This is a genomic window from Actinomycetota bacterium (assembly GCA_009923495.1).
GTDB lineage: Bacteria > Actinomycetota > Actinomycetes > S36-B12 > UBA5976 > UBA5976.
Window position 1 is genome coordinate 1 of record RFTJ01000001.1, and the last position, 22,622, is coordinate 22,622.

A 22,622-nucleotide genomic window follows, 5' to 3' on the forward strand; every position below is an offset into this window, starting at 1 on the left:
ATTTTTTCAGCTCTTTTGCTTGTGATGCGTTTGCCATTTTTGTCCCGGACCACTTCTCGATCCAAATCGACATCTTTACCTAAAACGTATTTCTTTTGAGGCTTTGCCATCGTCATCTCCTTCTAAAAGTTCGTGGCATTACGTGAATGACCAGAAGGTATTCAGCCAGCATTACTGCTACCACTTCAAGTTCTAAGCCGCGATCGTCCATCCCAGTCCAAAGAAGATGCGAATCTTTAGTTTCTGGCGCTAATACGATTGTCGGCTCGTATTTTTCAAGAACATGAAGCACGTGTGCTTTGCCAATTCGATGCTTCCGCGCCGATTTGGCAAACCGAACTAGTTTCCTTTCCATATTATGCGCCACATAAATATTGAGCAAGAAGAAACGCTGAGCTAAGTTGAATGGGGAGCACGCGTAAACAATACGATCTGTCGCAATATTGTTGAATTAGTTGTCCACAAACACCGAAAGTATTACCTACGGCGATTGCAGAGTACAAACCCTCCATTGGTCGTGGGTTCGAGTCCCACCATTAAGGGATTATCTATCGAGTTTCTGAAGCAGGCGGCAACTTGGGCAGCAACCGCGCTTGCCACGGCGCTGTGTTCAGATAATTTCGCGCTTACATGCCCTCGATGAATACCAAACTGCCTGAGTCGGTCAGTTCATTCATGCGCAAATCTCTGTAGGGTGCATAGTCATCAGATACATACCATTCTTCAGCTACAGCCATGCTTGGGAAACGAAGAACTGCTGCCCAATTTCCAGTGAATGAACCTTCTTTAGTAGTTGGGGTTGCTGATCCTGCAATCATCTCAATGCCCCACTTTGCAAGAATTGGGAACACGTGCTGGGCGTAGCGCTCCATGAATTCTGCCTGATCGGTTATGTTGATTTGTACCAAGCCGTATGCCGGCTTTGACTCTTCGCTCATGTATAACTCCTGAATTCCTGGTTGGTTGATGTCTGTTTCCGACAATAGAGCCTTAACTTGCGTTTTGCAAGTTAAGTCGTAGGCTATGTTCTACAAGCAAAATATCTTCAATCAGGCAAAGGATTGCACCAATGACAAAACGAGTTCTCGTTACTGGAATCAGCGGCTATGTCGGCCAACACGTAGCGGCACAGTTACTTAACAACGGCTATGAAGTAGTAGGTACTGTTCGCTCGCTCTCTAAGTCCTCTGCTCCAAAAGCATCCCTAGCTTCGGTGGCCCCAGTAGATAAGCTCACCTTTGTTGAAGCTGACCTGTTGTCTGATGCTGGCTGGAATGAGGCTGTCGCTGGCTGTGACTTCGTCATGCACCTAGCATCACCTTTCTTTTTGGCTGAACCAAAAGATGAAAATGACATGATCAGACCTGCAGTTCAAGGTACTCGGCGTGTACTTGCCGCTGCTAAGAATGCTGGGGTGAAGCGAGTCGTCCTGACATCATCGGTAGTTGCGATGACATCTGGCCTACCTAGTGGTCGTTACGACACGGATGCTTGGTCAAATATTGAGGCCAAAATCGGTGCATACGCCAAGAGTAAGACTCTGGCCGAGCGAGCAGCTTGGGAGTTTGTCACGGGTACTTCAATGGAGCTCGTAGCAATCAACCCAGGCTTTATCTTGGGGCCGCCACTCGGAGCCGTGGGCGATGGGCAAAGTGAGTCACTGTTTTCTGATTTGATTGCTGGAAAGATGCCGATGATTCCTGACATTGCCATGAGTATGGTTGATGTTCGTGACGTTGCTCGGCTTCATGTGGCCGCTCTAGAAAGCCCAGACGCTGCGGGCAAGCGTTTCATCGCGGCGACTGAACAGCCAATAGCGATGGCACATCTAGCAGGAGTTCTAAAAGACGCAGGTTATTCAAAGGTGCCTTCGCGTAAAGCACCCAACTTTGCCATCAAGTTCATGGCTCTTTTTGATCGTGAGGCAAAGGGAATGGTGCCGCAATTGGGTGTCAGGATCTCGTATGACAATCAAGCGACCTACGATGTTCTCAAGTGGGAACCAACTCCCCTAGATACAACTTTTGTAGAAATGGCAAAGTCAATATCAAAGTAGGAAGTGGATACCAATGAACTCTGATGCGGGCTATCTCGAGTGGCGTTCCGTATGCCCCATCGCATCGGGGCTTGATGTGCTCGGTGATAAGTGGTCACTAGTTATTGTCCGCGATCTATTTGAGCACGGCACACGTACCTACTCTGAATTTGGCGAGTCACCTGAAGGGATATCTACCAACATCTTGGCTGCTAGATTGAAATGGCTCTCTTCAATTGGCATTATCGAACATGTGGAACCAGATCGTGCTTCTCGCAATAACTCCTACCGACTTACGCCCAGTGGATTAGCTCTGCGTCCGGTACTTGAAGAGCTTGGCAAGTGGTCGCAAACCCATCTCAAAGAAATGCACCCTAATATCGTCAGCATTCTTTAGATTTCGTTGATTCCAATCTTCGTTAAAAGTCAACGAGTTGACCTTGCGGCAATCTACCTCGTATTCAGAAAAGTTGGCAGATTAACCTAGTTACTTCACTGCCCCAACAGAGGCAGTAAGAACCTTTACGTTCTTAGCGCCGTTATCAGCCGAGATCAATGCAGAGATGAATGCTTTCTTCTGCTTTGCTGTTAACTTGAAACTTGATTTAATGGCACCCGATATAGCCGTGCACCCACTAGGGACCTTGCCAGTCTTCACCACAGATCTAACTGACTTTTTACAGCTGTACCACTGATAGGTGTAGGTAAATGGTGCGGTCCCTGCCCAAGTGCCAGGCTTTGCTGTGAGAATCTTATTAACCTTTGGAATTCCTCTTATGTGGGTGCCAGATTTATATTCCGGAACTGACTTCACTGCTAAGCCAGCAAAAGTCGCCCCAAAGCCGGTCGCATCAAGAGGCACGATGACGAACCTGAGCGCTGGATTTTCATCAAAAACACTCGCGCCTACGGTTGGGGCATTGCCTGAGAACGTCACCGAAGTTAAGTTGTTGGATCGAAATGCAGAAGCACCAATCTCATTGACAGGCGCCGGAATTGTTAACTGCGACAGATTATTTGCACCAAATGCCCAACTTCCGATGGTTTTGACCGACTTGGGAATTGTGAGAGTTGTGAGACTGTTCAAGTAAAAGGCACCACTGTCAATATTCGTTACCGATGAGGGAATTGTCAGATTCGCTATCTTGTTATTACCGAAGGCACGGTTGCCGATATCCGTTACAGACGAAGGAATCGTCAAACTGGTTAAGGCAGAGTGCTGAAAGAGACCTTCACTGATACTGGTAATTGAAGTTGGAAGCGTTACTGATGTTGTCCGAGATGAAGTAAAGGCATACTCGCCAATACTGGTCACAGAATTCGGAATTGTCACTGACTGCGATGCATTGTAAGCAAATGCCCCAAAAGCAATCGAAGTAACATTCAAGGTGTCATTGCTGACATTGTCTCGGACAGTCGCAGGAATAACTAGATTGGTTGCACCGCAGTTAGCTTTACAGCCGGTAATGGTTGCAGTTGAGTTATCCTTGTGTACCTCGTAGTCAAACGCCACAGAAGCCGTCGGGTTTGGATAAGGTGATGCGCTTGTTGACGGAGTGGATCCCGAGACGAATTTCACGGGAATCTCGGAAAAAGTAGAACCCCAGCCGGTGGCGTCATTGGGCACAGTAATAAACGACAATCCAGAGTTGTGCAGGATGGGAGCATCAAGTTCCGGAGCATTTCCCAGGAATGTAAGGGAAAGTTCGCTCACACCTGTCGGGCCGTTGGTGTAGAAGGAGTTACTGAATGCTGAAGGACCGATGTATTTAACTGACGCGGGAATCGTCAGTGACGAAAACGCATTTTGTGCAAATGCACCAGTGCCTATGCGGGCAAGCGAGTTTGACAGGGTGACGGACCCTTGATAGCCGAGATCATTGCTCGCAAATGCCCCAGAGCCAACGCTAGTTACTGAATTCGGAAGAACAAGAGAGCTTAACCAGTTGCCGGCAAATGCAAGGCGGCCGATGCTGACCACAGAATCTGGGATGGAAACAGACTCCAAGGTCCCATTAAAAAACGCCGCTGTCCCTATGGCCGTTACTGATTTTCCAGAGATGGCACTTGGGATAACCAGATCGTCGGGACAGTCGGTACAGCCAGTGATAGTCACCGTGTCATCCCCGTTGTCAGAAGTTGTGAAGACTGGATCGGCAGCCCGAGCGCTTTGTGCTCCAACAGCCGTAAGTAGCAGGCTGCTACACAGAATAATGGTTAACAAACTTATGAAATTCTTTATTACACGACTAGTTTGAGTGGTCATTACTTTGTCTCCTGAAAATACTTTTGTGCCAAGTTCTGAAAGATACTATCAGTGAGTCCTCTCTCAGTTGATGTTTATCAGGGTCGTGGCTCAGACCGAATTTTGACCCTTAGAAAATGGGGAAAATGTTCATGTTTGACCGTTAGGTGACACGCCAAACGAAAATTCAGGAAAAGAATTAGTTGCAAATTTCTGGCCACAGAGCCAACTGGGGCTAAGTCCCTCGCCTCATCCGGTAGGTGAGATGGATACTCAGCCCCAGTTAAACCCCGTAATAGGTTACTTGACCTTGGCTGAACTCTTAGAAAGAGAAACTGTCGCCGGTGTTCCAGCTACTGTTCCTGTTACGGCTACAGCTATGAACTTTCCTTTGAATGCATTGATTACAGCAAGGGTTGGCTTGGTGGCCTTTGCGATCTTCTTACAAGATTTTGGCACCGCACTAGCAGCGCTCTTCACCTGTCCGGTGCAGGCATACCACTGGTAAGTTAGCGCAGGCACTGGATCGCCAGTCCAGACTCCCTTGTTGGCAGTTAATTTGTACTTACCTTTAGCTGATGCAATAGCTTTGCCCTTAATTGATGGCACTGTGGTGGCCACCGCTGCCACCGGATTCTTGTTCCACTTGGCGTAAAGCACGGTATCTGCTACAGGCGTATATGGGAATGTAACTACTGATCCACCATCGGTGGCTGACCAACCGGCAAATGTGTAGCCAACCCGCAAAGGCAAAGTTGGGGCCGTTGGAATTGCACTTCCACTCTTCATCCAGTTCGGCGTGATGTTAGCGCCATCAACTGAACTGTACGTAACTAAGTAGTCGAACTGATCAATCGTTAGCGTGTTCCATGGATCTCCAACATTTCCAAATCCGGTTGCGCTAGTCCTAATAAACGCCTTTGGATCTGAAGCGATCCCCGAGAATGCACCGAAAGCACTGATGGGAGCATTTCCCAGGAAGTAGACATTGCGCAATGAACTTGCACCATTGAAAACACTTTCCTCTACGGTCTGAACACTTGCCGGAATCATGAGGCTGGTCAGCGTAGAGGCGCCATTGAATGAGCTGCTGCCAATCGTGGTGACTCCAGTTGGAACCGTGAAGTGAGTATCACTCTTCTTGGCTGGATACTGGATGAGCGTAGTCGCAGCTTTGTTGTAGAGAACACCTGCAACTGACGAGTAATTAGGATTAGCTGGATCAACTGTGATGCTAGATAGCGCCGTGTCGCCGCTAAATACGCCCATTCCGAGTGCTGTGACACTTGCTGGAATGGAAACAGTAGATAAAGATGTGGCGCCAGCGAACGCACTATCCTCAATGGTCGTTACGTTTGGTGGGATGGTGATACTGGTGAGCGCAGCGCAGTTACCAAATACATAGCTGCCGAGTCTGAGCAAGCCCGATCCAAGAGTAACGGTTGCCAGCGCTGAAGAATTATAGAAAGCGCTGGTGCCTAAAGAGGTAACACTTGACGGGATTGTGACGCTGGTAAGTGAAGATGCAAAGAAGGCGTTATCGCCGATACTTAGAGCGCCGTCTGGAATTGTGACACTGGTAAGCGTGGTGGCGGCATAAAACGCACCTTGTGAGATGTTTTTGACGCCTGTTGGAATAACGTACGACGTATTGCTCTTTCGCACAGGGTAAGTAATCAGGGTCGTGCGGTCCTTATTAAACAAGACGCCTTCAACTGATGAATATACGCCATTGGCATCGGCGACAGTAATCTGTTCAAGAGACTGTGTGCCGCTAAATGCGCCATCACCCAAGGTTCCCAAAGTGGATGGGAGGCTGATGCTGACAAGATTCATTGCGCCACTGAAAGCATTGGCACCAATGCTTGTGACACCTTCGGGAATCAAAAGGCTTCCAGAAACTTCGTCACCAAGGCTGGTGTTAGCAAACGCACTGATACCGATGGTCCTAAGGCTAGTTGGAAGTGAAACTCTGGCGAGCTTGGTAGCGCTGCTGAAAGTATTATTTCCAATGCTAGTTACACCATCTGGGATGGTGATACTTGTAAGAGCAGTTGCGGCATAAAACGAATCGTTACCGATGGCAGTAACGCTTGTTGGGATGGTGACACTAGTAAGTGTGGCCTGCATGAAGAACGCAGCGTCCCCGATTGTCGTGGTTCCTGAAGGGATTGAGTAGCTAGTGTCAGATTTTTTGATTGGGTACGCGATTAAAGTTTTACCGAGTTTGTCAAATAAAACACCATCCGTTGATGAATAGTTGGCATTGCCAGAATCTACGGTGATGCTCGTCAATGCGCTCGTGCCCTTGAGTGCAGTAGCGCTAAAACTAGTGACACCTGCTGGGATACTGATACTTGTTAGCGCCCTAGCCATATAAAATGCATTTGCACCGATAGTTGTGACCGTTGCGGGAATCGTGAGCCCTGTAAGGGAAGTTGCGCTCATGAATGCGCTAGCGCCGATGCTCGTCACGCCAGATGGAATTGTGACAGTGCCTGAACAGGTCCTGCCCGTCGTGAGTACATTGTTGGTGATAGTGACGGTGCCTGAGGTAGAGCAGTTGACCGTGCCACTGGTACCGTTGTATGGACCAATAGCGGCAGCATTCGCAGCTGTGGTCAATCCGATACCGCAAAGTCCTAAAGCGAAAATTGCAATAATCGCGATGGTTCGACGCATTTTTAACCTTCTTTTGAAATTTGTGCCAACAGATGTTAATTCTAGTGGAAATCGGATAGTGCTTACGCTACAAAATGCGATATTTGCAGTTTCTCGATCTCCCAAAGCACTGGTTGCCCGCTAACTGCGAATCCGGAAAAAGGTTGCCTCGCCAATTTTGGGTAAAGATTCAAGCAAAGGTTTCATTGTCATCAATAGAGAAGGTGGCCCAATCAAAGATCAGGCCACCTTCGAGATTAGTTACTGAATTTACTTACCAGCCGCGGTGATCTGTGCTGCTGCTTTGGTGTCATCCGTAATTAATGTGGCTCCCGCCTTGACCGAACTACTCTTGCCAGCTGCAACTGAGATGTTGTAGCGAGAATAGAAAGTGGTGTAACTGACCCAAGTGGTTACTGGAGCAGTTGTGTAGACAATCTGTACTACGGGATTGCTCATCGAAGTAGGATCTGCAGTGCGATACTTGGCACCTAGTCCAGCCAACTTTGTCTTTGCATCGGAAGAGATCGAACCAAATGCGCCGGTCTTTCCATAGCGAACACCATCTATGCCACTGAAACTTGAATAGATATCAAGTTTGACAGTGTGCTTCTTTTTGTCTTCGCTAGTAAAGGTATCTGTTGTCAAGGCAACAGTGCCGTCTGTATTGATTTCGACTTCATGCTTCCAAGAAACACCCACCTTGACGGTTAGGTCATCTGGGCAGTCAGACAAATAGCTGTACACCCGACCGCTTTCTGGCTTTTCACACTTAAACAACGGTGCCGTTTCGCTGTATGAGATCTGGCCAGTTTTAGGATCAATGCTTATGTCGTAACGGGCATTATTAGCATCAGGATTAGCCATATTAAAGTCGTTGTAGTCCATGTAGTACGGGTGAAATGCCTGTGCACCATCAACAATCAGGTTTGCCTCAGAATTTCCAGTTGGTCCTGTCATACTTGGGCGATAAGTGGAGAAAAGACCATTAACAATATTGCGACCTTCGGTGCCCTCGTCGGTGCGAGGTTGCCAGCTATAAAAACCGCCGTCTTCAACGCCCCAAAGTTGCAATTTTGCCTTAGATGCAGACCAGTAAAGTCCCGCGTCATAAGACCACATTGAAGTTGGAGTTCCAATTGTCTTGTAATACCAATAAAGCTGTCCAGTTCGAATGACCGGTCCAGTGAAACTTTTTACTGAATTGATTTTGGCAGCTGCAGTGTCGCCCGATGGTGATGTTCCGGTTGGCAAGGCTCGCAACTGGCAGAGGTAGCCATCCATGTAATACAACTCAATGTAAGTTGACCATTTGCCAGCGGTAACAGGAACTGATGACTTTAGCGTCCTTATGATGTCACCGGTAACTGTATTAATGCATGCAATGTCTACTGTCGGCACCGAAAGATTCGCGGCAGTTCCAGAAATCTTTCGATAGTTAATCGAGTAAACTCGAGCTTCACCCAAATAAACCTGATTTGCATCTAGCTTTGTGGTGATTGCTGTTGTAGGGGTCGATCCTGCCATTGCTGGCGTCAGACTAGATGCGGCCAGGATTGTGGCCATGCCAATCAGTGCAACGCGAGCAAACGTTTTATTCTTACTCATTTGGTACCTTTCGCCATTTGGTCAACCTGAATTAGCATTCAGGACTGGAAATTTGCCTACGAGATCTCGCAAACTCACTCCAGGTGAAAGCCTAGTGAGATTGAAGTCAGATTCTCGTTAATATTGGGGTTCAATTGGAGAAAATCCTGAATTTGCGGAGAAATCAGTTGAACTGGTGCTGTCGCGCGCTGGCGATCCAGGCCACAAATTTGCTCCCCTTGATTGTTGGACTCTGGGAGACTGAATTTGCACTTTTCACTTCTATCGGGCAGTTTGGCTTTGACCCTGTCGGTGTTCAAATTGACGACGAGGATGGTCCCGAAGGTATCTGCGAGATGTCATCTGCTACCTGGCCAATCGTCTCATCACAGCTACCAGCGCTACTGCACTGAATTGATGCGCGCGCAGGATAAGCGAACGGTATTTCAAGTTTGGGTAATTAAGTGCGGCTTGGTCTGGTAGTAGGCGAACTGCTGTTCCAGTCAGATGGATTCTGAAACTCTCATAGATTGGCCGGTGCTATTTAATGAATAGTACTTTGCTGAGATGGTAAATGCCGATTGAAACTTTTACCTGACATCTTCCTCTTGGCGTGACGATCACGAACTGTTGTCGGCTTTTGTAAATTCTCAAATTTGCGGTTTTTGTCCTGGCATTAAATTTATATACAACGACTGCCACGCGTCCAGGCGAATTGTTTATTGAAACCGTGAAATTGCCCCTTCCTGCAACAAGCGCTGCACTCACTCGACCTGCAGATGGTGTGGGACTAGGTGAAGTAGTCGGGCGAACTCCTACTGTCACCAAGACAACTTTTGAGTCATAATTCGGCCCGGCGATCTTGAATTTAAAGTTTGCAGCAGCCGAATTATTGGTCAGGTTTATTGAAAAAGTAGCAAGACCTGCTTGGTCAATCATAATCTTGCAGCCATTACTGGCTGCAGGTTGTGGATCGCAAGAGGTGGTCGAATTAATTGAGCCACCAGGAACTGTCAGGTCGAGTCCGGTGATGTCAAAGAACTGGACGAAGACAAATTTATTCACATAGTCGGATGGAAATGTGAACTTATAATTGATGCTTTTGGTTGATTGGTCAATGTAGCTACTCCCATCTCCAGTGACGCTGTCATAATTAACTGGAAGTGCAGAACCTGCGCTGGTTAGCGAGATTCGAGTTATCGGAGCACAGACGGTTGTTGTATCACCGACACAAGCTTCAGGAGTTGCACCTACGGTGCCACTTGATGTGTAGGTGGTGACAACAAATCCGGAAGTGAAGCCTGCTGGACCATTTATCTGATATTTGAATACTTTTCCAGCTGTGATCCCACTTACCGAAATTGGAATTGTTACCGAACCATTTGTATTAAGTTTGGCAACACAGCCCGAGTGCTGGAGTTGGGACGAACTGCACTTTTCTGCCGGCAAGACCAAAGTGAGTCCTGGAGAGATATCAAAAAACTGGACAAAAACCTCTTTGTCAGAATTTGCAGAATTAGAGGTAAAGACAAACTTCAGAGAGTTTGCCGTGGTAGGCAAGGTGGCTACCCCACCTCCAGTGGCAACTAATGTGCCATCACTAAGTTGCATGGCCAGCTGTGAGATGGGCGCACATATGGAATTGGAGTCACCATATGCGCTGCAATCCTGAAGTTGACCGGCCTGCACTTTTGGAACAGTTAAAGCCAGAACTAGGGCAAGCAGAGTAATAATTCTAAAAAGGTAGTCGCGAACCGATGTCTGCTTGGTTACTGATTTCACTTAGCTAATGCCGTCCACGATAAGGGACCTGCAAAGCGTCCAGTCAGTTTTTTACGAAAGTAATTTAATAGTACCTCTGCAATCACTCGAATTATGACCGAATTGACTAAATTTCGGAACGCGAGGCCTGTAAAACCTCGTCCCTGTCTAGTATGAGCATGTGCTGGCAATTATTTAGTTGCAGACAACCTGCTAGCTCGCAAAGCTTTTGCAAGTTAATTCAGAAATTGTCGAACTAATGAACCGCTCTATCAAAGTTGTCACCCTTTGCTTTGTCGTAACCCAGCGCCGATATATCGGATCGAGCTGTCAAGACCATGTGGGGCACTGTCAACGCCCAAGTGACTACGAGCAGATACCACAGCAAGTTTGCTGACGTTGAACTTGTTCTGGAAAATGCTAACCAAACACTTAAAGTAAGAACGATTACAACGGCTGGCAGCCCAGCGCGAATTGAAAGCCAGAAACTTTTCCAGGTTTGCCCTAGTTCGTGCTGACGCACCGATGGGCCGAACTCCAAAGTAAGCCGTGCGGTGTGGCGCACCGCATGCCACAATCCGAAATAGATTGCGAAGGCGACCAGTGGCGGTGCGATTAGCACGAGGGTCAAAAGAATAAGGAGGTCAAGTGCCGGCCGATACATCTTCCTGCCGAAAAGTAGCGAAGCTACTATCAGATTTAGTGCAATACAGGCAAAAAATGCTTGCCGAGCAAATGGTCCAGCCCAAGCAAGCAACTGAGGATTTATTTCTTCCAATGCCTGACCGGTGTGCGAATTTACCAGCGGTATCAAGACTGGCGTAAATCCTGATGCGATTGCATACAGGGCACGAGGAAATTTAATGTAGTCAGATCTACGGTAGATCTCCATGCAGAATGAGGCATCGCCAACACCAAAATGAGCTGCGCTGAAAAATACGATCAATTGGAATCCCAGCAAGGGAAATTGCAGGATAAACCAAATTGCAAGTCCTGTTGCTAATAAATATTTCAGCAGGAAGATTGCCATCTTGATACTAAACAGATTAGGAATAGCTAATAGATGGTCAACTGCACCATGAGGTATTCCTATTACCAGCGCAATGAGAGCCACGGCAATTTGCCAATTCATTTCCGAAACGAGAATTTGCGACAAAGTAGCCGTAACAGCAAGCCCAATCAAAACAGTTAGTGAGGAAGTATCACGCACTCGCGTTAGCAATCGAAGCTGAGATTCCTGCATGAGTTGATATTAGGTGCAAGAATCCAGGTCTAAAGGCATGTTCGTTAGCTGAAACTAAGATTCGCGGTCAATCTGGAGACTGATTCCAGGCAGAGCCTTCGCCTGCTAAATCTAGGTTGGTCAAAACCACTGTCTTGAGACGCTGTCCTAATCTCCCGCGCCAATTACCGTGTAAATAGGAGAACTAACCGAGCCGCCTGCGGTATAAACAATAAATCTGCTTGTACTTGAGTTGCTCGGCACTCGCACAGATAGTGTTCCAGATCCAGTAACGGAGAAGTTTACTGGCAGACCCGAAAATGTAACTGACGAAGCCGCCCCGATGTTGGTTCCAGTTATGCGAAGCTGATCTCCTTCAGAGCCCAGGTAATTACTTAGGGCAGAGATTTTCGGTGGGTTCACACCCGCGCTAACGGTCAACTTTGATTTTGTTGCCTGCCCTGAATTTGTAGTCACAGCAATATTTCCGGTGCTCGCTCCAAATGGAATGCCTACCACAATTGAAGTGGCGGAAATTACGCGTGGCTGCAAATTTAGATTCCCGAGTTTAACGCTGGTAACTCCAATAAAATTCTTTCCCGTTATAGTTACTGCACTGCCAACTTTTACAGAAAGTGGCGAGATTGATGTAATTGTTGGTGCTGGTATGTCTACTAGATAATTTGAGTTGCTCACTGCAGTGCCGGCCAGATTTATTACAGATATCGTTCCGGTGGATGCTGTGGCGGCCGAAATTGCAGTGACTGTCGAGTCATTTACAACTCTGAACGAACTCGCAGCCATTCCGTTAAACAACACTTTGGTAGCACCAGTAAATCCAGAGCCAGTTATCGTGACTGCGGCTCCGGCCAAACCGTGAGTAGGTGCAAATGATGCAATCTGCGCCGGCTTTACCACCGAAATCCTTGTTGTGTTCAAGGCAGATCCTGCAGGAGTTATTACATTTACCAATCCGGTGGTGGATTGCGCGCCAACTGCGAATGTCATCTGTGCTGGAGTTCCAATTTGGAAGTCAACAGGATTTCCATTTAACGTAACATTGGTAGCGCAATAAAGGTAAGACCCCTTAATCGTGACAATTGATCCCGCTTTAACTGTGGTCGGAGAAAGGCCTGACACCTTTGGCTTATTTACCAGTCGAGTAAATCTTGAACTGCTTGCTGTTCCAGAATCGGTTTGCACCATTATCGCGCCAGAGGTGGCAGCGCAAGGTACCAGGACTGTAATGGATGTCGCCGAAATAGATTTAATAATTGCACTAACCCCATTAATTAAAACTGTAGCCTCGGACGAAAAGTTTGTGCCCGTTATCGACAAAAGCGATCCAGCATCTGCAGACTTTGGCGAAAAGTCGGCTATTACTGGCTTCGACTGTGGAGCTGTGGAAAATTCGACCTCTACAGTGGTATCTGAAGTCATCATGAATGTACAGGTTGGTGAGATTCCGCAAGCAGGTATTGACCAACCAGCAATGTGACTACCCTTATCCGGAAGTGCAGTCAAAGTCACGCTTGCTCCGGCAGGAAACGCTCCGCTGCAAAGATCGCCACAACCGATGCCATTGCCATCAGTAACGATGCCCGTTCCGTCGCCAAATTTGGTTACAGCGAGAATGGGAGTTTGGATTCCAACTAGGGCTAAGTTGGCAGCAACCATCTGTGCCCCCTGATAAGCACCGAGATCAGCATTTGGAGCCGGCAATTGCGCACCGGAGCAAGTGAGTTTGAATGGGTCCTCATCGCAAAGCGGCAAGGCTTCATGATTTCCACCATCTGTGTCATCGTATGCACCTGTGTAATCGAAGAACTCGTAGCGCCGGGTTACTGACTCAGCACCTGCACCAACTGGAGCCTCGCTGACAAATTCATTGTCGGGTTGTATGGCCAGCGGAGTTCCATCTTCAGCACAGGTTGGTCGAGCCTGAATGAACTTCCACTCGGTTTCAACCTCAGCTGGCTCTTGTGGAACATTCGGATTGTCTGTGAGCAATGCGCCAAGTTGGGCTGGAGCATGTGATTCGGTCTTATAGATCTTCATCCACTTTGCCGGTCCCCATAATGCGCAGTCAGGCTTGGCGGGCAAAGCAGGCACAGGAACTTGGACTGGTGCTGGCAGGGCAGCTACCACATTTCCTGCATTGTTCATACTCCAAACTGGGGCTGGAATGGCCACTGGACTATCCGCGGTAACTAGCTGTCCCGAGCTGGTTCCATCATCAACAAGCCAGTGATAGACGACATTGGTCGGGTTAGTTACGGTACCTAAGCCGAAGTGTTCACATCCACTTGCATCGTATAACTGAGCCGTCGCACCTGCTGGGCCGCCCAAGTAACAGGAGTGACCATCAGTCGCCGTTGGATTTGTTGGAGCCATAGCTGTTGTATTTGCATAGCCCTTAACAGGATCATATTGAGATATCCAACGCACTTTTACTCCACTGACACCGTTGGCGCTGAAATCAGTAACTGTTGGGGTGCCATAGCGGTTGTAAGGAGCGCCAAAAAAATATTGCACATCGGCCGATGAAACTCCATCGAGTTCTATCTCAAAACCATGAGATTCTTTGCCGGTGTCATTGAAAGTATCAAAATTGCTTAGTGCACCATTTATGTTTGCTTGAACGGCCTGGACAGGAGCGCCCTGAAAACCAACCAGCAAAAGAGTAGTCGCAAATACATACTTAATAATCGATTTCATCTAGATTCCTCATCCGCGTAATAATTGGATGCTAGTCCCCTGAAGTTGAGCAAAATGCGCACTTTGACGCACCTGTGATAACTCTTGGAATAAATTTGGAAATATATTTTCTTAACAAATTTCCTTTGTATCCCTTGCGCTAGCACCGCACTAGCAGGGCCAGACCGGCTTTAAAGTAAAGTTTGATTTGCTAAATATTTCTAAGTTCCGCAAATAATCTGGAGTACAAGGATGACCGTCGTAGAGACAAACTGGCTTAAATCACCAGGGCCACACAAACTAAGTGGCAAGCAATGGGGTGGCATTTTTGCCGCAAGTATCATCTTTGTTGGATTGTGGCTGGCGGCCTTGAGCACCTACTCAGATCAGCCCAAGGGTTTAACCGCAGCTCCAATCGCTGGCAGCGAAGGTCTCCAGATAACCACCCGAGCGAGCACTTTTAACAGCACTACTGAAGACCTGGGAGTTTTACTTTACCTCCGTGCGATAGGCGGACTCACAGATAGTCGCGGACTGCTATTGGATAACATTTCAATTCGAATTGTTGATGATGAAAATACGCAGGTAATCCGGCTAGTTAAGGGCGACCCAATCAGTTCGAAGTCAATTAGTTTGCAACTAGAAGGTGACATTTCGGCCTACCCCTTTGATAAATACTCAGGTCAATTCGCAATTGATGTTCAGAAAGTAGCAGCAAACGGTGTCTCCCAGCCCCTGGAGATTTCAGTAGGAACTAAGCGAGCAGAAACCGGCTGGTACACACCATTTGAAATCTCGAAAATTGCAAGTAATGAAGCAAGGGTTTCAATTTCATCTATGCACCGCGAACGCTTCCACATAATGTTTGCAATCATGATGACATTATTGTTGCTTTTGCTGGCAACTATTTCGGTGGTGGTTGGATTTTTGTGTATTACTAATCGCCGCGCCAGTGAACCGAGCCTGATCAGTTGGCTTGGCGGCATCATGATTGCGATGACATTGACCAGAAGGCTAATGCCAGGCGATCCACCTCTTGGCTGCGCTTTGGATGTTCAGCTCTTTTCCTGGGCGCTAATTTTCGGCATTTCTGCAATTGCACTAGCGATGGTGTCGTGGATTCGGCAAAGTCGAGCAAAACTTCTAGAGGATTAACCTCTCTAATTCTTGGTTACTTCATTCTCGATTAGATACTGAGCAGTTCTAATTCGCGCAATTTATCAAGCATCGCTGGATTTGATGGTTCCACCAAAAAACTGCCATCAGGGAAAATAACTACAGGAATGGATTTGACGCCAGCAACTTGTAACGCCTGCTCCCGCAATGCTTCGTCATGTTCAACATCGAGATACTCAAACTCGATTCCCAATTCAGACAGCTGTCGCTTAGATCTGATGCAATCTGCGCACCAGTCGGCTCCGTACATTTGGATAACATTTTGTGACATTAAGACTCCTTGCAACGGGCTTTTGCTGCTGAGCCTACACGGATAAATTTGTCGGCATTTGATGGCAGGTTCAAGATACTTGCAAAAGTTGAGTCGCACAGGCGGAATTGGAAAGAGCGGTGGGAATTTCCCCAAACCAATGAAGTTTTATTGGTACTTCCAAAGATAACAGATCCGTTATTTCCTTAGAGAATAGTAAAGATTTAGCCAAATAAGTGCTGCAAAACTTCTAGGAACAAATTCGCTTGTATGGTTTAGTTAAAGAGGTCTAGCCTCTTCAAATCTGTGCGGAGTAATCGTATGAAAAAGCGAGTAATTGGCTTACTAATAAGCGTCGCCTTGCTGGCCACGGGAGCGGTAATTGGCAATGCGGAAGCTGCTCCTGCTCCGACAAAGAGCGAAATGATTTACTTTGTAATGCTTGACCGTTTTGCCAATGGCAATACGAGCAATGATCGAGGCACTGCACCTACTACATCTTCAGCTAGCCAGAGCGGATTTCTGCCAACAGATTCAGGCTACTATCACGGCGGCGACATCAAAGGATTAAACAATCAAATTCCATACATAAAAGGTTTGGGCTTCACTGCAATCTGGGTCACCCCAATAGTTCGCCAGAACACCGTGCAGGGCGGAAGTTCCGCCTACCACGGTTACTGGGGCTTGGGCTTTGATCAAGTAGATGCCCATCTAGGCTCGCTGCAGGATTGGAAAGATTTTGTAAATGCTGCCCACGCAAATGGCCTCAAAGTAATCCTAGATATCGTGGTTAACCATACTGGCGACATCATTAAATACGGCACTGGAAATTATTCATACGAATCTTCTGCAACTGCTCCGTATAAGACTTCGACCGGTGTGATTTTCAATCCCACGACAGTTGCTGGCTTGAATACTTTTCCAACCTTGAGCCCAACGGTCTCCTTCACCAAGAAGCCGTATGTTGATTCTGGTCAAACAAGTGCCAAGAGCCCGTCATGGTTAAACAATGTGGTCAACTATCACAACCGCGGTGACTCTACTTGGAGCGGTGAATCAGTTCAGTGGGGCGATTTCTACGGATTAGACGACTTGTTCACTGAGTCACCAACGGTTGTAAATGGCTGGATTTCGGTTTACCAAAACTGGATTTCCAGCACCGGTGTAGATGGATTCCGCATTGATACGGCAAAGCATGTGAACGAGGCATTTTGGCGATCATTCTTGCCTGCAATGCGCGCCACGGCAGCCGCCAATGGGAATTCTAGTTTCCCAATGTGGGGCGAAGTTTATGACGGCAATCCATTGAACACCTCCTATTGGATTAAGAATGCAGGCTGGAACGAAGTTCTTGACTTCCCTTTCCAAGGTAAAGCTCTAGATTTCATTCGAAACAAGAATTCGAGTGCGATGAGTTCACTGCTAAATGATGACGACCTTTATGTCACTGCGAATTCAGGACCCGACAATTTAGGAACTTTCCTTGGCAATCATGACATGGGTCGAATTGGCTCATTTATCGCACAAGGAATTACCAGTACAACAACCATGCTTTCACAAGATAAGTTGATTCATGCACTTATGTTCGGCATTCGTGGCAATCCCATCGTCTACTACGGTGACGAGTTTGGGCTTCGTGGTGGCAACGATAAAGCAGCTCGTCAAGACCTTTTTGCAACGCAGGTTTCCGCTTGGCGTACTGAACCAAGAATTGGTGGCACAGCAATTGGTACTAAGAGCAGCTTTGAAACCACAAACCCATTGCAAACCACTTTGCGCTCACTAACTTCGCTTCGAGCAAACAACCCAGCGTTCTCAACGGGTCCGCAGGTGGTTCGAATTGCTGATGCCGGATTATTAATAATCAGCAGCCTCGATCCAAGCACCAACATTGAACACATAGCGATGTTTAACACCAACCCAACTACTGCAACTGCAACTGCAGTCACCTCAACTTCAGGGGCAAAGTGGCAGTTGCTCACTGGAACGGGCACGGTGACTTCGGCACTCAAGGTTGCGACGATGAAACCAACGGGCTACGGCTATGGATTCTTCAAGTCTTCGATCCCAGTTCCCACCCCATCGAGTATTTCCGTTGCGATGAACGTGCCAACGAGTTACTCAGCGGATTCGTCATTGATTGGACTTTCCGCAAGGGTGACTGGCTGTGAATACAACACTGTTGAATTTTTTGTGCAATCATCTCCTAACGGCACTTGGCAATCGCTGGGTAGTGATGACACCCCAACGACATCGAATTCACAAGGTATCGCTTCGGGGCTTTACCGCGCGATGCCGCTGAAATCTCAGTTCGCCAAAGGCGCTACTTTGAATTTCCGAGCTGTAGTAACAGGTGTTGGTGGAGTTACTGCGACATCGCCAGTCGTTACTTTTGTGAACAATTAACCGAATCTAGAATTGGTGCTTGGCGTGCTAGTCGCATGGAAGTCTGACACACTTGTGCCATGCGACAGGACTTCATAACTACCGACCAAGGTTTTCGCCTTGACTACTTTGATTCAGAAACCGGATCAGACCTACTTATCTATCACCATGGGACGCCAGCTGCTGGTCCGATAGATGCTGACTTACTGAAGGCAGCACTTGAAAACGATCTTCGAGTGATTGAGCTAGTTAGACCTGGGTACGGTCAATCGACCAGGGTTCCGGGCCGATCAGTTGCTGACATTTCGCAGTTGGCTGCCCAGCTAGCCGATCATTTTGGCTTCGACCGATTTGTAACTCTTGGCTGGTCAGGTGGTGGCCCTCACGCACTTGCCACGGTGGCCCTGCAACCGAGTCGTTGTGTTGCAGGCCTGAGTTTGGCCGGCGTCGGAGCGTATGGTCAGAATGACCTAGATTTTCTTGCGGGAATGGGACAAGACAATATTGAAGAATTTGGTGCCAGTGCGGCCGGTGAAGAAGTATTGCGCTCCATGTTAACCGAAATGGGAATTGCCATGAAAGACATCACTGGCGCCCAAATTGTGGACATGATGAGCTCATTATTACCTGCAGTGGATCAAGCAGTGCTAACGGGTGAACTTGGCGAAGAAACAGCTGCCATTTTCCGGTGGGCGGTTTCAACTGGCATAGATGGCTGGCTTGATGATGATCTTGCATTCATCCAAGATTGGGGTTTTGACTTGGCTAGCATTCAAAATCCCGTAGCGCTTTGGCAAGGCAGTGAAGACTTGATGGTTCCATTTGCCCATGGCAAGTGGCTGGCGACGAAAATTCCAAGTGCACAATCTTTCCTACTTGAAGGTGAGGGTCACCTATCAATCGGAAAACGGGCTTTTGCCGAAGGTTTGCCGTGGCTGAAGCACAAATTGTAGTAATTGTAAAACCATAAGGTTGCGTTTTCATCCGATTTTTGCGGATCTGAAGTGACGAAGTCTTGATTCAGTAGGGTTAAGGTGTCATGAATATTTCACTGAAAAATCGTAAGGCAGAGTCAGAGCTTAGCCAAGGTTTAACTTACGGAATTCTGGCTTACTTTATTTGGGGCGTTGTGCCGATTTACTGGCCGCACCTCCAGCCCGCCACACCACTAGAAATATTGGCTCATCGGATTGTGTGGAGTCTGCTTTTTTTGGCAATACTTTGTCGCAGAAAAATTCCAAAAATAAAAGCGATTTTTCAAGATTCTAGGACCGCAAAATTGCTTGTGTTGGCATCTTGTTTGATTTCTGTTAACTGGGGACTATTTATTTGGGCTAGCGTAACCAAACATCTTCTAGATTCGTCACTGGGATACTTCATAACTCCGTTGTTAAGCGTTGGTCTCGGTGTATTTTTCCTAAAAGAGCGACTGCGCAATCTCCAATGGGTAGCAATTGCTATCGCTGCCAGTGCGGTGATCTACTTAACCGTTTCGGTTGGCGCTCCTCCGTGGTTAGCGTTAGCTCTGGCATTCTCTTTCGGCATTTATGGATATGTGAAGAAGTTGGCGAATGTTCCGGCCATTGAAAGTCTTGCAATAGAGACCTTGATTCTTGCCCCCGTCGCGCTGAGCTATTTGGTCTGGCTCGAAGTTACCGGCTCCGGAACTTTTGGTCATCGCGGTCTAAGTCACACAGTTTGGCTGGCGACCTCAGGAATAGTTACGGCTGTCCCACTTATGTTGTTCGGGGCGGCCACGATTCGAGTTCCACTGAGCACTATGGGAATGTTGCAATACCTCGGGCCAAGTTTGCAGTACTTAATAGGACTTCAGGTATTCCACGAAGCGATGCCAGACTCACGATTTGTGAGCTTTGTCGTGACTTGGTTAGCGATTGCAATTTTTACTTTTGATGCAATACAAAATCGGCGAATACAAGCCCAGTTCACTGAGCAACACTAGGGCAACTTCTCTAGACTTAGAATCATGCCTGAACATGAGTCACAAATGATTGTGGCCAAAAATCTGACCAAAATTTACGGGGACTTTACTGCAGTCAACGGTATCGATTTTTCGGTGGCAAAGGGTGAATCATTCGGCCTGCTTGGACCCAATGGTGCTGGCAAATCCACAACGATGCGGATGATAACCGCTACCTTGCAGCGTAGCGCTGGTGAGTTATCAATCTTGGGCAAAGATCCAGAAAAAGCCGGTCCTGAAATCAGAGCTCACCTGGGCGTTGTCCCGCAAGCAGATAATCTTGACACCGAACTTAAGGTTTTTGAGAATCTGTATATTTATGGCCGCTATTTCGGCCTAACCAAAAAATACTTAACACCGAAAATTGAAGAGTTAATTGCATTCGCCCAATTAGAAGAAAAGCGAAACGCAAAAGTTGAGCAGCTCAGCGGTGGAATGAAGCGCAGATTAACCATTGCTAGAGCACTCGTAAACGAGCCCGAGATTCTGTTGCTAGATGAACCGACAACTGGCTTAGACCCGCAAGCAAGGCACGTACTTTGGGATCGCTTATTCCGACTCAAGGAACAAGGTGTCACTCTTGTCATCACGACTCACTACATGGATGAAGCAGAGCAGCTGTGTGATCGACTGATTGTGATGGATGAGGGCAAGATTATGGCTGAAGGTTCGCCTGCAAGTCTGATTTCCCAGCATTCGAGCCCGGAAGTAGTTGAAGTTCGATTTGGTTCAAATAGAAATGCTGAAGTTGCCAACCAAATATCTAATTTGGGTGACCGAATGGATGTGCTCCCTGATCGCATATTGATTTACGCCCAAGATGGTGAAGCCGTGTTAGCTCAGATAATTGCGGCCGGTCATCACCCGCTCACATCACTAGTTCGCCGCAGCAGCCTTGAAGACGTCTTCCTTCGTTTAACCGGCCGCACTTTGGTGGACTAATGAAAAATCAGACTTGGCGTGGTGCCAGCGTTGTTGTGGACGCAAATAAAGTTTCGCGATTCGGAGCGTTGTACGCAGCCGAGTATCGAATCAGAAACATGCTCAAATGGTGGCAAGCGATTCTGGCTTTTGACATCGGCAATCCGGTGCTTTTCCTTACCTCAATCGGGATCGGGGTGGGTTCACTTGTCGATAAACATACTGCTGGCTCAGGACCCGATGGCGTCAAGTATCTGACCTTTCTAGCACCGGCCCTTTTAGCCACCGCAGCAATTCAAAGCACAATGGAAGAGGTAACTTTTCCGGTAATGCATGGATTTGAATGGCGCAAAATCTTTCATGGAATGTATGCGGCTGGACTGACTGGCAAGCAGATCGCCCAAGGAGTGCTAATTTCGGCAATCACCAAGGGCACATTCGCGGTAATAATTTACTGGGTTGTACTTTGGATTTTTCATGCATTTGATAGTTTGCGCTCACTTTGGCTAATCCCTATTCAGATCTATTTCGGGGCTTGTTTCGGCTGTATCATCATGGCCGTCGCAGCTTATGTTAAAAAAGATGACAACTGGTTTGCGATGTTAAATCGCTTCGTGGTTGCGCCAATGTTTTTGTTCTCGGGAACTTTTTATGCTCTTTCCACTTTGCCTTTGACCGTACGCTGGGTTGGTTGGATTTCTCCACTGTGGCATGCAACGGAAGTCGGTCGTTATTTTGCCTATCGCTCTGAGATGCCTTTGCAAATGCTGCTAGTTCATTTCGGTTACCTAACATTTCTGGGGCTGATTGGCCTTTTCATTGCTCATCGGAAATTTGCCCAAAGGCTGGCCCAATGACATACAGTGCCAACATAAAAAATGCTGCCGTTATCCTCGCTGAGCAGAGAAGCCGAAAATCTTGGGCGAATGTTTATGCAGGGCGGGCTCGAGTACTACTTGAACGCAGTTTCAGAGTTGTCAAAAGTTCAACCTGGCCTGTGGTCTTATCTGGCTTCATTGAACCCGTTTTCTATCTGGCAGCATTTGGCTATGGGGTGGGTCCACTAATTGGTGATCTAAATGACGGTTTCGGTCACATGGTTTCCTACCCCACTTATGTTGCTCCGGCGCTGCTGGCAACCAGTGCCATGAACGGTGCTTTCTATGATTCGACATGGAATGTATTTTTCAAGATGCATTTTGGAAAAACATATCAAGCCATGATGGCCACATCAATTGGCCCGTTAGATGTTGCATTGGGTGAAATTAGCTGGGCGCTTATCCGTGGTCTTGCCTACGCCATTGGATTTATGGTCATCGTTAGCTGCGCCGGCTTGGTGGTCAGTCCCTGGGCCATATTGGCCATCCCAGCGGCTGTATTAATAGCCTTTGGGTTCGCTGCGGTTGGCATGGCAATTACGTCCTATCTGAAGTCATTTCAGCAAATGGACTGGGTCACCTTCTGGCTCCTGCCAATGTTTCTTTTTTCTGGCACGTTTTATCCAGTTTCTGTTTACCCAGACTGGCTAACGCACATAGTTCGGGCACTGCCACTTTGGCAAGCAGCAGATTTAGTTCGAGGTTTAATGCTTGGGAATGTATCAATGGTGCTGGTTTGGCATGTGCTCTATTTCGCAGCCATGATTGCGATTGGTCTTACCATGACAACAAAGCGCCTAACCAGTTTATTTATGCGTTAACT

At 47.5% G+C, this 22,622-nt stretch carries 18 protein-coding genes; 9 read left to right on the forward strand and 9 right to left on the reverse strand.

Annotation, left to right across the window (positions count from 1 at the left end):
- Positions 1-112: 112 nt before the first annotated feature.
- Together EBS36_00005 and EBS36_00010 are read right to left on the reverse strand one after the other, a co-directional pair.
- On the reverse strand, positions 113-355 hold the full coding sequence (locus tag EBS36_00005; GenBank protein ID NBU31547.1) for a hypothetical protein: 243 nt from the start codon (positions 353-355) through the stop codon (positions 113-115).
- 271 nt (positions 356-626) lie between these two features.
- On the reverse strand, positions 627-938 hold the full coding sequence (locus EBS36_00010) for a DUF1330 domain-containing protein (protein NBU31548.1): 312 nt from the start codon (positions 936-938) through the stop codon (positions 627-629).
- A gap of 131 nt (positions 939-1,069) precedes the next feature.
- On the opposite strand from EBS36_00010, the gene EBS36_00015 reads away from it, so the two are divergent.
- Together EBS36_00015 and EBS36_00020 are read left to right on the forward strand one after the other, a co-directional pair.
- Positions 1,070-2,056, forward strand: coding sequence for an aldehyde reductase (locus EBS36_00015; protein NBU31549.1), 987 nt, complete (start codon positions 1,070-1,072; stop codon positions 2,054-2,056).
- Between the two features lie 13 nt (positions 2,057-2,069).
- Complete coding sequence (locus EBS36_00020) at positions 2,070-2,432, forward strand: transcriptional regulator (GenBank protein ID NBU31550.1); 363 nt, start codon at positions 2,070-2,072, stop codon at positions 2,430-2,432.
- 90 nt (positions 2,433-2,522) lie between these two features.
- Here the strand turns inward: EBS36_00020 and EBS36_00025 are convergent, their stop codons facing one another.
- The 6 genes from EBS36_00025 to EBS36_00050 form a co-directional block, all read right to left on the reverse strand.
- Complete coding sequence (locus EBS36_00025; GenBank protein NBU31551.1) at positions 2,523-4,301, reverse strand: leucine-rich repeat domain-containing protein; 1,779 nt, start codon at positions 4,299-4,301, stop codon at positions 2,523-2,525.
- A gap of 279 nt (positions 4,302-4,580) precedes the next feature.
- Positions 4,581-7,067, reverse strand: coding sequence for a hypothetical protein (locus tag EBS36_00030; protein ID NBU31552.1), 2,487 nt, complete (start codon positions 7,065-7,067; stop codon positions 4,581-4,583).
- A gap of 144 nt (positions 7,068-7,211) precedes the next feature.
- Positions 7,212-8,549 carry a hypothetical protein gene (locus tag EBS36_00035; protein NBU31553.1) on the reverse strand — a complete coding sequence of 446 codons (1,338 nt, stop codon included), beginning with the start codon at positions 8,547-8,549 and terminating at the stop codon, positions 7,212-7,214.
- 519 nt (positions 8,550-9,068) lie between these two features.
- Positions 9,069-10,310, reverse strand: a complete 1,242-nt coding sequence (locus tag EBS36_00040) for a hypothetical protein (protein ID NBU31554.1) — start codon at positions 10,308-10,310, stop codon at positions 9,069-9,071.
- Positions 10,311-10,545: 235 nt separating this feature from the next.
- Positions 10,546-11,532 carry a hypothetical protein gene (locus tag EBS36_00045; protein NBU31555.1) on the reverse strand — a complete coding sequence of 329 codons (987 nt, stop codon included), beginning with the start codon at positions 11,530-11,532 and terminating at the stop codon, positions 10,546-10,548.
- 147 nt (positions 11,533-11,679) lie between these two features.
- Positions 11,680-14,229, reverse strand: coding sequence for a hypothetical protein (locus EBS36_00050; GenBank protein ID NBU31556.1), 2,550 nt, complete (start codon positions 14,227-14,229; stop codon positions 11,680-11,682).
- A gap of 231 nt (positions 14,230-14,460) precedes the next feature.
- On the opposite strand from EBS36_00050, the gene EBS36_00055 reads away from it, so the two are divergent.
- Positions 14,461-15,363, forward strand: a complete 903-nt coding sequence (locus tag EBS36_00055) for a DUF4436 domain-containing protein (GenBank protein ID NBU31557.1) — start codon at positions 14,461-14,463, stop codon at positions 15,361-15,363.
- 31 nt (positions 15,364-15,394) lie between these two features.
- Here EBS36_00055 and EBS36_00060 read toward each other — a convergent pair whose 3' ends face one another.
- Entirely contained in the window at positions 15,395-15,655 is a 261-nt protein-coding gene (locus EBS36_00060) for an NrdH-redoxin (protein ID NBU31558.1), read from the reverse strand.
- Between the two features lie 300 nt (positions 15,656-15,955).
- Here EBS36_00060 and EBS36_00065 point away from each other — a divergent pair, with 300 nt between their 5' ends.
- The 6 genes from EBS36_00065 to EBS36_00090 all read left to right on the forward strand — a co-directional run bounded on the left by EBS36_00065 (position 15,956) and on the right by EBS36_00090 (position 22,620).
- Positions 15,956-18,040 carry a hypothetical protein gene (locus tag EBS36_00065; GenBank protein ID NBU31559.1) on the forward strand — a complete coding sequence of 695 codons (2,085 nt, stop codon included), beginning with the start codon at positions 15,956-15,958 and terminating at the stop codon, positions 18,038-18,040.
- 59 nt (positions 18,041-18,099) lie between these two features.
- Positions 18,100-18,972, forward strand: a complete 873-nt coding sequence (locus EBS36_00070) for an alpha/beta hydrolase (GenBank protein NBU31560.1) — start codon at positions 18,100-18,102, stop codon at positions 18,970-18,972.
- A gap of 86 nt (positions 18,973-19,058) precedes the next feature.
- Complete coding sequence (gene rarD, locus EBS36_00075; GenBank protein NBU31561.1) at positions 19,059-19,982, forward strand: EamA family transporter RarD; 924 nt, start codon at positions 19,059-19,061, stop codon at positions 19,980-19,982.
- A 24-nt stretch (positions 19,983-20,006) separates the two neighbouring features.
- Positions 20,007-20,942, forward strand: coding sequence for an ABC transporter ATP-binding protein (locus tag EBS36_00080; GenBank protein ID NBU31562.1), 936 nt, complete (start codon positions 20,007-20,009; stop codon positions 20,940-20,942).
- Positions 20,942-21,778, forward strand: coding sequence for a hypothetical protein (locus EBS36_00085; GenBank protein NBU31563.1), 837 nt, complete (start codon positions 20,942-20,944; stop codon positions 21,776-21,778). Before EBS36_00080 ends, EBS36_00085 begins: the two co-directional genes overlap by 1 nt.
- A complete protein-coding gene (locus EBS36_00090) occupies positions 21,775-22,620 on the forward strand; it encodes an ABC transporter (GenBank protein ID NBU31564.1) in 846 nt (281 codons plus the stop codon). Before EBS36_00085 ends, EBS36_00090 begins: the two co-directional genes overlap by 4 nt.
- Positions 22,621-22,622 lie beyond the last annotated feature (2 nt).